Raw genomic sequence first — 12,951 nt, 5'->3', positions numbered from 1 at the left:
AGGAGGAAATATGGCCGGACATAGTAAATGGGCGAACATTCAGCACCGCAAGGGGCGTCAGGACGCCAAAAAGGCGAAATTTTTCACCAAGGCCGCCAAGGACATCATCCTGGCCGCCAAGGCGGGCGGCGGCAACCCCGACGACAACTCGACGCTGCGCCTGGCCATCCAGAAGGCCAAGGCGGTGAACCTGCCCAAGGACAAGATCGACAACGCCATCAAGAAAGGCACCGGTGAACTGGCCGGCGGCGATCTGGCCGAGGTCATGTACGAGGGCTATGGCCCGGGCGGCGTGGCCATGCTCGTCGAGGTGGCGACCGACAACAAGAACCGCACCGTGGCCGAAATCCGCCACGCCTTCACCAAGCACGGCGGGAACATGGCCGAGAACGGCGCGGTGTCCTACATGTTCAACCGCAAGGGCGTGATCGTCTTCAACGGTGAGAAGTACACCGAGGACGAACTCATGGAAGCGGGGCTGGAGGCCGGTGCCGACGACATCGTCGAGGACGGCGAGACCTTCATCGTTTACACCGAGCCCGCCGACTTCATGGCCGTGCAGCAGGCCTTTGCCGACGCGGGCATGGAGTACGAGTCCGCCGAGTTCAACCAGGTCCCCGAAAACCTGGTGCCGGTGGACGCCGCCGTGGGCAAGAAGGTCATGAACCTGTTCGACGCCCTGGAAGACAACGACGACACCCAGAACGTCTACATGAACGCCGACCTGCCGGACGACCTGTTCGACGAGGAAGACTAGCTTCCATGGCGGAAGGGCTGGTCGTCCTGGGGCTCGACCCCGGAACGAGGGTCACCGGCTACGGCGTGGTCCGGGAACTCTCGGGCAAGGCCGAGCTGGTGGCCACCGGCACCATCCGCACCCCGGTCAAGAAGGACATGGCCACCCGCATGGGGGTCATCTTCAACCAGCTCCAGGAGCTCATCCGGCTCCACGGCCCGGCGGAAGCCGCCATCGAAAACGTGTTCGTTTCCAAGAACCCCTCGTCGGCCCTCAAACTCGGGCAGGCGAGGGGTGCCTGCATGGCCGCCTGCGCCGTCAACGACATCCCCATGGGCGAGTACGAGCCCTCCAAGGTCAAGAAGAACCTGGTCGGCGTGGGCAACGCGCCCAAGTCCCAGGTGGCCTACATGGTCGCCCACTGCCTGGGCATCAAGAAGCCGGACTGGCCCGAGGACGCCTCGGACGCCCTGGCCATCGCCATCTGCCACCTGAACGAGCGGCGCATGCGCCGGTTGACTTGCGGCTGACCGCCGCCAGCGAACAACGCTCTTGAAACCGCCTCCCGAGGCGGTTTTTTTACATCCCTATTTGACTTGTATTGCGTTTCCTGTATGCGGGATATGACGCCCAAAAAACAGGAGGCTGTCATGCGGATCAACTGCCATTGCCACGTGTTTAATCTGCAGTCGGTTTTCACCAAGGAAACCCGGGACATCTTCAAGGTCAAACTGGACGATCGCGGAGTCCCGGAACAGCTTTCCAACCTGCTGCTGGCCATGCTGACCATGATCCTGGAGAAAAAAAGCGGGGTGGACCTGCGGGCCGACCGCAATTTGGAGATCGCGGACATCCTGCGCGAGCTCAAGGAGTATGACGAGCGGACCAAACTTTTCGAGCGCGATCCCAAGCTGTCCATCGGCGACGTGTCCCGCCTACTCAAGTCGTTCACGTCCAGGACGGACAAGAGCGCATCCGTTGCGGTCGACAAATTCGTCTCCGGATTGAACGCCCTGTTCGACCCGGCCGTCCTGGACGGAAGCGGCACGGATATCGAGGATCTGCTGGCCTACGTGTCCATCGGCTTCGCCCGGTCCATGGACCAGGTCACGGACAAGCTCATGGCCGGGCTCGACCCCGACGTGGCCATCGTGCCGCTTATGATGGACATCACCAAGTTTCCCAAGGACGACTACCCCCTGTTCGTGGCGCAGACCGAAGGGACCAGGCGGCAGATATTCCGCTATCCGGGCAGGGTTTTTCCTTTTTTCGCGGTCAACCCCAAGCGCGGCAATACCCTCAGCCTGATGAAGGACTCCCTCGGTACGGGCTTCGTCGGGGTCAAGCTGTACCCCGCCCTGAACTACAGCGTGACCTCCTCGGCCATGGCCAGGGTACTCGCCGAATGCGACGGGACCGGGACGCCGCTGCTCATGCACTGCATGCGGCGCGGCTTCAACGCCGACCGGTTCTCCTACCGGCACGGCGCGCCGGTCCATTGGAAACGGCTGCTGGAGGACCATCCCGGACTCAGGATATGCTTCGGGCACTTCGGCGGGGACGAGAACCTGCTGGCCGCGGGGGGCCCGGACAAGGACAGCTGGACCTCGGACATCCTGGACCTGATGCTCCGGTTCGAGGGCCGGGTCTACGCAGATTTGGCGGCGCACACGGACTGCATGACCGAACACAGGTTGAAGAACTACTTCGACAACCTGAACGCGCTGATCGCCGGGCCGCACGGGAAGTACATCCTCTGGGGCTCGGACTGGTTCATGATCCGGACGCGGATCAGCGAGAAGAATTTCTGGAAGGTCTTCGAGAAACGGATCAGCAAGGAGAACTTCAAAAGGATTTCGGAAGAGAACCCCGTGCGCTTCCTGGGGCTGCCTGTGGGCGGCAACCCCATGGGCGAGAACATCCGGCGGCAGGTGGAGTACATGAAGCCGCGTGCGGACAGATTCGGGGAGGGGATCGGTTCCTTCTCCCTTCCGGAGTGGCTCGCCGGACAGCTGGGCGCGGCGTAGCGTCATCCATCCTTCCGTCCACGCATGAAAAAGGCCCGCTCGGTTTTACCGGGCGGGCCGTTTCGTCGTCTGCCTTCGGGCTACTTCTTCTTGGGCTTCTTGCTTTTGCCCTTGCCCTTGGACATGTCGTCCATGCTCTGACCCATCTCCTGATTCATCTCTTCGCTCATTTCCTCATTCATTTCCCCGCTCATCATTCCCTTGTTCTTGCCTTTGCCCTTGGCCTTGCCCACGCCGTGCCCACCGCATTCCTTGGCGATGCGGCCCCAGCCCATACCCGAGTCGCGCATGGCCCGAATCTGGTCGCTGGTCTTGCCGCATTGCAGGGCGAGCCGGTCCACCTTGGCGTTGTCCAGGTTGGACTGAGCCCGGTTGTACCGGTCCTGGGCTTGTTCATATTCCATCTGCGCCCCGGCAACGTCCTTTTCAGGGGCGTTTTTCCTGTTGCGGATGGCGTCCAGGATTTCCTTGGCCTTGGCCACCTCTTCGGAGGATTTGGCGGCCTCCTCGACCACGGCCTCGCCCACCAGGGAGACGAGTTCGTCCTGGGTCAGGTCCTCGCCCTGGGCCAGGGCCGACGAGGCGGCCAGGATGAGCAGGGCGGCCGCCAGCAGGTAATACGCGATTGTTTTCATGGGGAGCTCCCTCGTTGCAGATTGGTTCCACCCACGATTCGCGGACGGAGGACGGAAAATCCAGCCTTGGATATAAAATGGCCAGACAATTTGGTCAAGGCGGATACCCTTTGAATTACGTTCACTCTTCGGATAAAGTCACAGCACGGAGGGATTTTATGATCGGATACTTGCGGGGCGAACTGCTCTCGGCGGATGAGAAGGGCCTGGTCCTGCTCACTCCCGGCGGCGTGGGGTACGAGGTGGCCGCGCCCACGTCGGTCCTGGCCAAGCTGCCGGGCAAGGGCAAGGAAGTGCGGCTGTACGTTCACACCCAGGTGGCCGAAAAGGCCATCGACCTGTTCGGCTTCCTGGAGGCCGACGACCTGGACCTGTTCCGCACGCTCATCTCCATCGACAAGCTCGGGCCCAAGAAGGCCATGGCCATTTTGTCCATGTTCGACGCGGCCCACCTGCGCGAGATCGCTTTCAGAGAGGACGTGACCACCCTGTCCACCGTGCCCGGCATCGGGCCCAAGTCCGCCAAGCAGATTCTCTGGAATCTCAAGGACAAGGTGGACAAGCTCGCCTCGACGACCGGCAAGGCCCCGAGCGCGCCCCAGGGCCCGCAGGGCGAGTACCTGGACGCCCTTGCGGGGCTCAAGGGGTTGGGCTACGGTGAGGACGAAATCCGGCCCATGCTTCTCGAAACCTTCGACGACGAACCCGATCTCGACGCCGCCGGGGCCATCCGCGCGGTGCTCAAGAAGATCAACGCGGCACGCTCATGAGCAAATGCACCCTTCCCGAGGAAAACGTCCGGCCCCGGAAACTGTCCGAGTTCATCGGCCAGGTGGACCTGCGCACCAACCTCGACGTCTTCATCCGGGCCGCGCGCGAGCGCGAGCGCTCCCTGGACCACACCCTGTTCTACGGCAACCCCGGCCTGGGCAAGACCACCCTGGCCCGGATCATGGCCTCGGAACTGGGCGTGAACATGGTCTCCACGTCCGGCCCGGTCATCGAACGGTCCGGCGACCTGGCGGCCATCCTGACCAACCTTGAGCGCGGCGACATCCTGTTCATCGACGAGATCCACCGCATGCCGCCCACAGTGGAGGAAGTGCTCTATCCGGCCATGGAGGATTTCCAGATCGACCTGGTCATCGGCTCCGGCCCGGGGGCGCGCACGGTCAAGTTGGACCTCGAGCCGTTCACCCTGGTCGGGGCGACCACCCGCCTCGGGCTGCTGACCTCGCCTTTGCGCGACCGCTTCGGCTGTATCTTCCGCATCGAATTCTACTCTCCCGAGGAGCTCGGGCGCATCGTCGAGCGCAGCGCCGCCATCCTCGGCGTGGAGGTGGAACCCGAGGGCGCGCTGGCCATCGGCCGGAGGGCGCGCGGCACCCCGCGCATCGCCAACCGGCTGCTCAGGCGCGTGCGCGACTACGCCCTGGTCCACGGCTCGGGCGTGGTCACCCGCGAACTGGCCGAGTCCTCGCTGGAGCGCCTCGACGTGGACCAGTACGGCCTGGACAACATGGACCGCAAGATTTTGACCCTCATGGTCGAGCACTTCAACGGCGGCCCGGTGGGCCTCAAGACCATTGCCGCGGCCTGCGCCGAGGAGGTCCGGACCATCGAGGACATCTACGAGCCGTACCTCATCCAGTGCGGCTTCCTGAAACGCACCCCGCGCGGCCGCGTGGCCACGGCCAAGGCATACCAGCATCTCAAGATGCGCATGAACGACGGCCAGACCTCCCTGCTCTGAGCCGCGTCGCGGAAAATCATTGTCTTCCCGGCCCGGTTCATTAGTATTGGGCCAAACGACAACCCCTATGGAGGTGCCGGCATGGATAAATGGGAATGCCCGTGCGGCTATGTGTACGACCCTGCGGAAGGCGACCCGGAGAACAACATCCCCATCGGGACCAAGTTCGAGGACCTGCCCGACGACTGGGTCTGCCCCCAGTGCGGCGCGGAAAAGGAATATTTCGAAAAACTCTAAAAAAAGCGTAACAGCCCATTGCCATCGGCCGTACAAACCGTGTATGGTTGAATCAAGTCAAAGGAAGTGTTTCCAGGCAACGCCAGACAAACCGCATGATTTAGTGAAGCTAGACAGCGTTTCAAGGCAACCTCGCTAACAACAACGTCCTTTGGTAGAGGCCCGTAACTCGGCAACCTCAAGAGGCAACATTTACAAAAGCCCCCGTGAAGGGGGCTTTTTTTATGTTGCGTGGCGGCTTCCGAGAGCGGGCCATCTGCACCCGAATCGCTTCAGTTAAAGAGGGGGGGGGGCAGGGGTGAGCCAAAGGGATTTTTTTGAGGGGAGTGGCCCGCGAAGCGGAAACAAAAAGTTTGGGAGATTCTCAAGAACCCTTTTCAAAGGGTCTTGAGCCGTCGGAGACGCCCGGCCGGCGAGGCCCCGTCGGAGGCTTCCTAGTCGCGCCGCAGTTTGCGGAGCACGGCGATGGTGAGACAAGTGAGGGCGGTCCAGGTGAAAACGCCGGTCAGGCCCATGGCGCCGCCGAGCAGGGGGTGGGCGTGGGGGAACATCCAGTTCCAGATGCCGTAGCCCTGGGCGTTGGCCGCGCCGTGGAGGAATCCTGCCAGGACCGAGGACCGGTAGTACAGGGTCATCTCGTTGAGGAATGCGCCGAAGGCCAGGCAGACGAGGCACATCATCAGGATGCCTTCAATTGGCTGGCCGGGGTAGTTGAGCCCGGCCAGGATCAGCGGCGCGTGCCAGAGGCCCCAGAGCAGGCCGAGTATGAGATAGGCGACGGGTTTGCCGAGCGGCATGAGCCGGGGCAGCAGGAACCCGCGCCAGCCCAGCTCCTCGCCCATGCCGAAGGCGAAGTTGATCAGCGGGCCGAGCACGATGGACAGGGGCAGCATGACCTGGAGGGCCGTATCCTGACCAATGGGCGTGCCGGATAACGCTGATAAGGACTCCATTTCGGGGTCGAATCCGGACAGCCCGGCGCTCCAGGTGAGGCCGTATATGATTGCGTAAGCCAGAGGGATAAGGGCGATGCCCAGGAAATAGGGACCCACGGACCCCAGGCGTAGGGAGAGGGCGGGGATCAGGCCGCGCGCGCCGGTCCGCTCCATGAACAGGGTTACGAGGAGCGCCGCCAGGCCGGGAATCCACATGACGCCCATGAGCCACAGGGCGGGCGAGGATTGGCCCACAAGGTAGTCGAAGCGCAGACCCTCCGCTATGAGCGCGCCCTCAATCCCCCAGGTGGCCGCGAAGGTGACCAGGACAAAGGCCAGGACCGGGCCGGGCCGGAAGCGGCCGGGAGCGGTTTCGGCGGTGCGGGGCGTGGGATCAGACATATTGGGACAGCCTCTCGAAGTAGAGGTCGCGGCAGCGATTCTCGATCTCCAGCAGCCGGGCGAAGGGCTTGTTGAAATCGTTGTTCCCGGCGGTGAACAGGCCGTGCCCGTGGACCATGGCCGCGCCGTTTTTAGCCATGGCGGGCGGCAGGGTGTGGCACAGTCCGGTGGGGCCGGTGCCGACCTCGCCCGGCACGATGGGCACGCCGTCCACGGTCCGGCATTCGGTGCAGTGGATGTGGCAGCGGCCACGGTTGGGGCAGTTGTCGCGTTCGCAGTCCATGGACATGATTACCGAGAATCTCGGGTGGCCGTGGAGGATGCAGTCAAAGGCGGAGCGGCGGTAGACGTCCTCGTGGGCGGACAACTCGCTCGACGCGGTCAGCCCGTTGGTGGCCGAGCCGTCCATGGGGCACGGGTCGATGCACCCTTCGAGCTCGTCCAGGGAGCTGCCGGTCTGCGAGATGTGGATGGTCTCGCCCAACCTGTAGGAAATGTTGCCGAAAAACGAGTCGACCAGGCCGAAGCCCACGACCTTGCGGCCCGCTTCGGCCATGGCCGCGACCACGCTTTCCTCGTTGATGAAGGGACCGGTCGCCAGGCCGGGCAGGTCCGTGCGCGGCGCGGGCAGGAGCCGGACCACGCGGGAGAAGACGTCGACGTATTCGTCGTCCAGGGTGACGTTCCGGGCGCGGTTCAGGTAGTCCGAGAAGAAGAGCACGAAGGTTGCGAAGACCGCTGAGGAGACGGACACGAATCCCTGTTCCGGGGTGACCGTGCCGCAGGCGGCAACGCCCTGGCCGGGGATCACGATGACTTTGCGCCGTTTGAGCCGCGCGGCCATGGCCTCGGCGGTGAATTCGCCGCAGACCGGGATGTCGTGGAGGAAGGTGCGGGTCTCGGTGTCCTCGGGCCGGATGCCGTCGGGGTTGCGCGCGGCCAGGAAGTCCAGGATGGTCCGGTACGGCTCGGCCGGTCGGACGAAGACCAGGGAGTTGATGGACAGGCGCGAGAACAGCCCGGACAGTACGTCCGTGCGCGGGTCCTCGCGATTCCAGACCAGTTCCGCGTCCAGGCCGCCGACCAGGGGCGCGTCCGGCCCGTGGCCCGTGGCCAAGCCCTGTGCGGCCAGTTTGGCCGCGTATTTCTCGCACAACGTCTTCATCGATCCAGTCCCAGCCGTTGCAGTGTGTCGGCGGTGGGATCGCCGTTTTCGTCCAGGCCGCGCACCCAGTAGTAGTTGCGCCGGGCGGCCAGAAATTTCTCGCGGTCGATGGGCGGGACGTCCACGCCGCCGCCCGAGGTGCCGGGCTCGGTGAAGAACCGTTCGGGCAGGTCGTCGTCGGTGGAGTCGAAGCCGTTTTCCGCATTCATGCGCCGCTCGTTCACGGTGGTGCGCTCGCCGACCTCGAGCAGGGACTGGACCGACCAGTCCTTGCCGGTGACCGCCGTGAGCGCCTTGGCGTACTCCTCGAGCCCGGCGGCCAGGAAGATCAAGCGGCAGGCGTTCATGGAGTCGCAGGCCGCGATGGCGTCCTCGGCCAGCTTGATGATCCGGGCCTTGCCGCTGAAGGTGAAGCGGTCCGTGGCCACGGGCTTGCGCAGGACCTCGTGGCTGATGGGGTAGGCCCGCTGGTGGCAGCCGCCCCGGGTGGACACGGCGTAGGCCAGGGCCAGGCCGTAGCCGCCGCGCGGATCGAAGGCGGGCAGTTCCAGCCCCTTGACCGTCATGGCCGTTTCCGGGCGGCCGCACGCCTGGGCCAGGTTGAGCGCACCCGCGGCCAGGTCGCCGCCCTCGGCCATGGCGCGCAGGGTCGAGATCAGGGTTTTGTCCGTGTAGTCCTTGCCGGTGATCTCGCGCAGGCAGGCCAGGGTGGATGCGGCGGAGACCGGGTCCAGGCCGAGCCTGCCGCACAGGTCCGCCGCTTCCATGGCCGCCTCCGGGTCGGCGTTGCCCACGTCGGCGGTGAAGTGGGCCATGGTCTCGAACCCGGGTAGGCTGCGTCCGTCCAGGGCGATCTTGCGGCAGCGGATGTGGCAGCCGAGACAGCCGTGGTCGCGCGGCTTGTAGAGCCGGGCCAGGGCGGCCGCGTTGACCTCGGCCCCCTGGTCGAACCAGGTCTTCCGGAAATTGTCCGTGGGCAGCATCCGCCGCGAGTTGATCAGGTCGAACAGGGCGCCCGTGCCCCAGTGCGAGAAGCCGTGCCCGCCCATGAGCACGGGCGAGGCCATGGTCAGCCGGACGATGGCCTCGCGCGCCTCGACAAGGGCCGCCGGATCGTGGACCCGGACCTCGCCCGTGCCGCGCACGGTCAGGTATTTGAGATTCTTGGCCGCCCAGACCAGGCCCAGGCCGCCGCGCACCCCGCCGTGGCGGTGGTCCACGGCCACCGAGGCGAGAAGCGAGCCGTTTTCGGCGGCCGGGCCGATGCAGGCCAGGGAAGTGTCCTCGGGCAGCCGCCGTTCCAGCGCGTGCAGGACCGCGTCCGTGTCCTGGCCCCACAGGGAGGTTTCGACCACGCGCACCTCGTTGTCGTCGATCTCTATGCCGCAGGGCGCGGGCGCGCGGCCGGTGATGACCAGGCCGTCGTATCCGGCCTTTTTCAGCCGGGTGGGCAGGCCGCCGCCGATGGACCCGTCGCACACGGCCCCGGTCAGGGGCGAGCGGGACAGGATCGTGCCCCGTCCGGAAGTGGGCGATTCGGTTCCGGTCAGCGGGCCGGTGAAGAGGAGCAGGGGCAGGTCCGGGTCGGTGTATTCGCGGTCGACAAACGGGTGCAGGTAGTGCCCGGCCAGCCCCCGGCCGCCGAGAAACCGCTCGTAGACCGTCCCGTCGGGATGTTCGGGAGTGGCCGCGCCCGTGGTCAGGTCGATATGGAGGACCGTGCCGGTCCGGCCGTAACATTCGTCCATGCCCGGGAATCTTCCATGAACCGCCTGAAAAGGCAACCGGTTGCCGCCTTGACGATGCGGATGAAACGGGTATTCTGCGGGCCGGAGGAAACATGGCTGAAAAGAAGATAGACAAATCCCGCCGAAACTTCCTGTTCGGGGCCGTGCGCCGCATCAGGAAGGAGGACGAACAGCCCGTGGCCTCCACTGCCGGGGGCATCGAGGTGGTCAAGGCTGCCAACGCGCTGTACGTGGACGGGAACTGGGAGGGCGCGCGCCTCAAGTACAAGGAGTGCCTCGAACAGGACAAGAACGACGCGGACGTGCGCTATCGCCTCGGGGTCTGTTCCTACCGGCTCGGCATGTACCGCCAGGCCAAGCTCGAGTTCGAGCGCACCTTGCGCATCGACCAGAACTACCAGGACGCCTTTCTCTATCTTGGGCTGACCCTGGTCCGGCTGGGGCGGCCCGAAAAGACCCCGGGCGTGTGGTCCCGCTATTTCAATCCGTCCGCCGTCAAGGTCATGCGCGAGCTCAACCTGCAGTTGGGGCTCATCGAAACCCACCAGCCCGACCCGGACGAGGACATCGCCCTGGCCGTGGAAAAGGCCATCGCCGAGTCCGGCGACGCCGTGGGCTGATCGTCGTTCGTACCCCGGACGCGAAAACGCCCCGTCACCGTGAGTGGCGGGGCGTTTTCGCGTCCGGGCAAGGCTCAGCAGTTGCCCTTGAGTTCGTCGTCGCCCACCTGCTGGGCTATTTTGGCCATCTGGGCGCGGATGTAGCTGGCGGCCACGTCGCCCAGGTCGTTTTCGCCCGACCCCTTCATGCCGTGCTGGCGCAGGTCCTCGTCGATCTGCTTCTCCATGCGCGCGGACTCCAGGAACATGACGTAGGCCAGTACCAGGGCGGCGTTGTTGTCGTCGGCCCCGTCGCACAGCAGTTCGATGTTGTTCAGGTCCACGGTCTCGATCAGCCGGTCGATGAACATGGTGATCCACTTCTCGTAGAGGTCGTGCATGATCGGCGGGATCAGGCTGGCGATCTGCTCCGGCGCGTTGCCCGCGGTGCCGGTCACGGCCATGAATTCGTTCAGGGCCTCCTGGCGGCGGGTTTCGTCCTGCTCCTCGACCTTGTTGATGATGGTGGCGAAAATATGGGCTCGTATCTGTTTCCTGTTCATCTCGTGCATCCATGTCTCTGCGTGGTGAAAAAACCTTGCCTGCAACATACTCTGTAACGCAATGCGACGGTCCGGGCAAGAGGCCGGAATCATTCCCCGCCTCCTCGGCCGGAGCCGGAGCCTGCGGCTTTTGCTTGCATTTTGCCCGCGAAGGACGGAAGCTTGTCCAGTCACCAACGCCATCCCATTCCTACCCATAAGGATTTATTCGCATGGATTCGCTTCTCGTCACCCTGGCTCCGTTTCTCAAGGTCCTCTTTTCCTTTCTGCTCATGTTGGCGGGCATGCGGTTTCGCATCGGCCTGGGGTTGGCCATCCTCGCGGGCGGCGTGGCCATGGGGCTGCTCTTCGGCATGGGCCCGCTGCCCATCGTCCAGACCGGCGCGCTCGCCCTGACCCAGGAAAAATTCCTTTTTCTGGCCGCCATCGTCGGCCTTATCCTGATCCTGAGCGACGCCATGGAGCGGTCGGGCCAGTCCAGGCGGCTCATGGAGGCGCTGTCCGGCTTCCTGACCAGCCCGAGACTTCGGCTGGTCTTTTTCCCGGCGCTCATCGGGCTGCTGCCCATGCCCGGCGGCGCGGTCTTTTCCGCGCCCATGATCAAGACCGTGTCCGAGGACATGCGCATCACCAATTCGGACCGGGCCGTGCTCAACTACTGGTTCCGCCACGTCTGGGAACTGATCTGGCCGTTGTATCCCGGCATCATCCTGACCCTGGCCCTGGCCGACCTCCAGATCATCGACCTCATCTCCTACACCTGGCCCGCCACCCCGGTCATGCTCCTGACCGGCTGGTTCTTCTTTCTGCGGCCCGGCGTGCTCGGGGCCAAGGACCTGACCGTGCCCATGCCCCTGACCACGCGCAGCAAGTCCGCCGCGCTGCGCGAAGGCCTGCCCCTGCTCATCGCCATCGTCGGGGCCATCGGGCTGGAGACCGCCATCGCCGCGCTGGCCCCGTCCATCCCCTTCGAGTTCGGCGTGGTCGCCGCACTGGCCGCCGCCGTGGTCTGCGTCATGGTTCAGAACACCCAGCTCGGCCTGAACTTCCTGCGCCAGGTGCTGTCCAAGCGCTCCCTGTGGTCCATGATCTCGGTCATCTGCGCCATCTTCATCTTCAAGGACATCCTCCAGGCCGCGGGCGTGGTCACGGAGATGGCCCGCGTGGCGGGCGGCGACGCGGCCCTGTTCGCCTCGGCCGCCTTCCTGCCGTTTCTCGTGGGCATGGTCGCGGGCATCAACGTGGCCTTTGTGGGCGCGACCTTCCCGCTGCTGCTCGGCGTGCTCTCCTCGCTGGGCATGCAGGATCAGACCATTCCGTACATCGTCCTGGCCACGTTTTGCGGCTTCACCGGCGTGATGATCTCGCCCATCCACATCTGCTTCATCCTGACCTGCGAGTACTTCCAGTGCGACCTGGGCCGGACCTGGCGCAAGGTGGTGGCCCCGTGCCTGATCTTCATGGCGTCCGGCGTGGCCCTCTTCTTCCTGTACTCCTGATCGCGCACGGCATATCCGCTTGGGATGGCCTTGCCCGGCGTGGGGTTTTTAGGTAAATACCTGGCCTTGCCCGAGTGGGCGATCCAGTAAACAATTTGGGGGGACCGTTCATGAGCCAATACGGCCACATCTTTACCGAGGACGCCTTGCAGACCATCTTCCCGCCCGAACGGACCGAGGCCTTTTTCGAGGCCCTGTTCGGCGACGCGGAGGAAGGCAGCTACGACATCAGCCTGGCCTTTTCCGGCAACCGGGGCCAGGACCTGGACTTCGAACTCAAGCTTCTGCAGCGCCCCGGCAAATGCCTGGCCTGCAACCTGACCTACGGCCTTCCCCAGGTTTTTTCCCGGCATCCGGTCATCAACCTGAACGGCATCGCCGACGCCGTGGCCCGGGCCGCCGGTGCTCCGTCCGCCGACTGGACGATCGGCAACACCCACGAAATCTCCCGCGAACTTCACATCATCCCCCTGACCATCACCCTGGCCTAACCCGCCGGGACACAACACTAAAGCCGGACCGCGAGCGTGCTCGCGGTCCGGCTTTCCTTTCATGTCCGTTCGAATCCGGCAGGCTATTGGAAAATTTATAACCCTCATTGCAAAAGGATCGATTTGTGCTATCTGAAAGCCGGGGGACGATAGATTTCATA

General features: G+C 64.4%; 14 protein-coding genes. 9 read left to right on the top strand and 5 right to left on the bottom strand.

Going from position 1 to position 12,951, the window contains the following annotated elements; genetic code table 11:
- The first annotated feature begins 10 nt into the window (after positions 1-10).
- The 3 genes from BerOc1_RS02830 to BerOc1_RS02820 all read left to right on the top strand — a co-directional run bounded on the left by BerOc1_RS02830 (position 11) and on the right by BerOc1_RS02820 (position 2,763).
- Positions 11-757, top strand: coding sequence for a YebC/PmpR family DNA-binding transcriptional regulator (locus tag BerOc1_RS02830; protein WP_071544200.1), 747 nt, complete (start codon positions 11-13; stop codon positions 755-757).
- A gap of 5 nt (positions 758-762) precedes the next feature.
- Positions 763-1,266: a crossover junction endodeoxyribonuclease RuvC gene (gene ruvC / locus BerOc1_RS02825; RefSeq protein ID WP_071544199.1), complete on the top strand. Its 504-nt coding sequence runs from the start codon at positions 763-765 to the stop codon at positions 1,264-1,266.
- A 120-nt stretch (positions 1,267-1,386) separates the two neighbouring features.
- Positions 1,387-2,763 (top strand): amidohydrolase family protein, encoded by a 1,377-nt coding sequence (locus tag BerOc1_RS02820; RefSeq protein WP_071544198.1) that lies wholly within the window; start codon positions 1,387-1,389, stop codon positions 2,761-2,763.
- Between the two features lie 80 nt (positions 2,764-2,843).
- Here the strand turns inward: BerOc1_RS02820 and BerOc1_RS02815 are convergent, their stop codons facing one another.
- Complete coding sequence (locus BerOc1_RS02815) at positions 2,844-3,398, bottom strand: hypothetical protein (RefSeq protein WP_071544197.1); 555 nt, start codon at positions 3,396-3,398, stop codon at positions 2,844-2,846.
- Positions 3,399-3,556: 158 nt separating this feature from the next.
- On the opposite strand from BerOc1_RS02815, the gene ruvA reads away from it, so the two are divergent.
- From ruvA to BerOc1_RS02800, 3 genes are all read left to right on the top strand, one after another.
- A complete protein-coding gene (gene ruvA / locus BerOc1_RS02810) occupies positions 3,557-4,168 on the top strand; it encodes a Holliday junction branch migration protein RuvA (RefSeq protein ID WP_071544196.1) in 612 nt (203 codons plus the stop codon).
- Positions 4,165-5,151 carry a Holliday junction branch migration DNA helicase RuvB gene (gene ruvB, locus BerOc1_RS02805; protein ID WP_071544195.1) on the top strand — a complete coding sequence of 329 codons (987 nt, stop codon included), beginning with the start codon at positions 4,165-4,167 and terminating at the stop codon, positions 5,149-5,151. The genes ruvA and ruvB overlap by 4 nt, the downstream gene beginning before the upstream one ends.
- Before the next feature lie 81 nt (positions 5,152-5,232).
- Complete coding sequence (locus tag BerOc1_RS02800) at positions 5,233-5,388, top strand: rubredoxin (protein ID WP_071544194.1); 156 nt, start codon at positions 5,233-5,235, stop codon at positions 5,386-5,388.
- A gap of 434 nt (positions 5,389-5,822) precedes the next feature.
- Here the strand turns inward: BerOc1_RS02800 and BerOc1_RS02795 are convergent, their stop codons facing one another.
- From BerOc1_RS02795 to BerOc1_RS02785, 3 genes are read right to left on the bottom strand one after another with little or no spacing between them, the layout of a single operon-like run.
- Positions 5,823-6,725 carry a CPBP family glutamic-type intramembrane protease gene (locus BerOc1_RS02795; protein WP_071544193.1) on the bottom strand — a complete coding sequence of 301 codons (903 nt, stop codon included), beginning with the start codon at positions 6,723-6,725 and terminating at the stop codon, positions 5,823-5,825.
- Positions 6,718-7,890 carry a class II aldolase/adducin family protein gene (locus BerOc1_RS02790; protein ID WP_071544192.1) on the bottom strand — a complete coding sequence of 391 codons (1,173 nt, stop codon included), beginning with the start codon at positions 7,888-7,890 and terminating at the stop codon, positions 6,718-6,720. Before BerOc1_RS02790 ends, BerOc1_RS02795 begins: the two co-directional genes overlap by 8 nt.
- Positions 7,887-9,638 (bottom strand): aldehyde ferredoxin oxidoreductase family protein, encoded by a 1,752-nt coding sequence (locus tag BerOc1_RS02785; protein WP_071544191.1) that lies wholly within the window; start codon positions 9,636-9,638, stop codon positions 7,887-7,889. Before BerOc1_RS02785 ends, BerOc1_RS02790 begins: the two co-directional genes overlap by 4 nt.
- A 92-nt stretch (positions 9,639-9,730) precedes the next feature.
- Here BerOc1_RS02785 and BerOc1_RS02780 point away from each other — a divergent pair, with 92 nt between their 5' ends.
- Positions 9,731-10,258, top strand: coding sequence for a tetratricopeptide repeat protein (locus BerOc1_RS02780; protein ID WP_071544190.1), 528 nt, complete (start codon positions 9,731-9,733; stop codon positions 10,256-10,258).
- A gap of 74 nt (positions 10,259-10,332) precedes the next feature.
- On the opposite strand, the gene BerOc1_RS02775 is transcribed toward BerOc1_RS02780, so the two are convergent.
- Positions 10,333-10,809 carry a hypothetical protein gene (locus BerOc1_RS02775; RefSeq protein ID WP_242652835.1) on the bottom strand — a complete coding sequence of 159 codons (477 nt, stop codon included), beginning with the start codon at positions 10,807-10,809 and terminating at the stop codon, positions 10,333-10,335.
- A 203-nt stretch (positions 10,810-11,012) separates the two neighbouring features.
- Here BerOc1_RS02775 and BerOc1_RS02770 point away from each other — a divergent pair, with 203 nt between their 5' ends.
- Positions 11,013-12,299, top strand: a complete 1,287-nt coding sequence (locus BerOc1_RS02770) for a DUF401 family protein (protein WP_071544188.1) — start codon at positions 11,013-11,015, stop codon at positions 12,297-12,299.
- A gap of 110 nt (positions 12,300-12,409) precedes the next feature.
- The gene (locus BerOc1_RS02765; protein ID WP_071544187.1) at positions 12,410-12,790 is read left to right on the top strand and encodes a pancreas/duodenum homeobox protein 1; all 381 of its coding nucleotides are present in this window, start codon (positions 12,410-12,412) and stop codon (positions 12,788-12,790) included.
- The last annotated feature ends 161 nt before the right edge of the window (positions 12,791-12,951 follow it).

Source organism: Pseudodesulfovibrio hydrargyri, from assembly GCF_001874525.1.
Taxonomy (GTDB): domain Bacteria; phylum Desulfobacterota; class Desulfovibrionia; order Desulfovibrionales; family Desulfovibrionaceae; genus Pseudodesulfovibrio; species Pseudodesulfovibrio hydrargyri.
The sequence above is the reverse complement of the archived record's forward strand: the minus strand, read 5'-3'. Positions and strand labels throughout refer to the sequence as shown.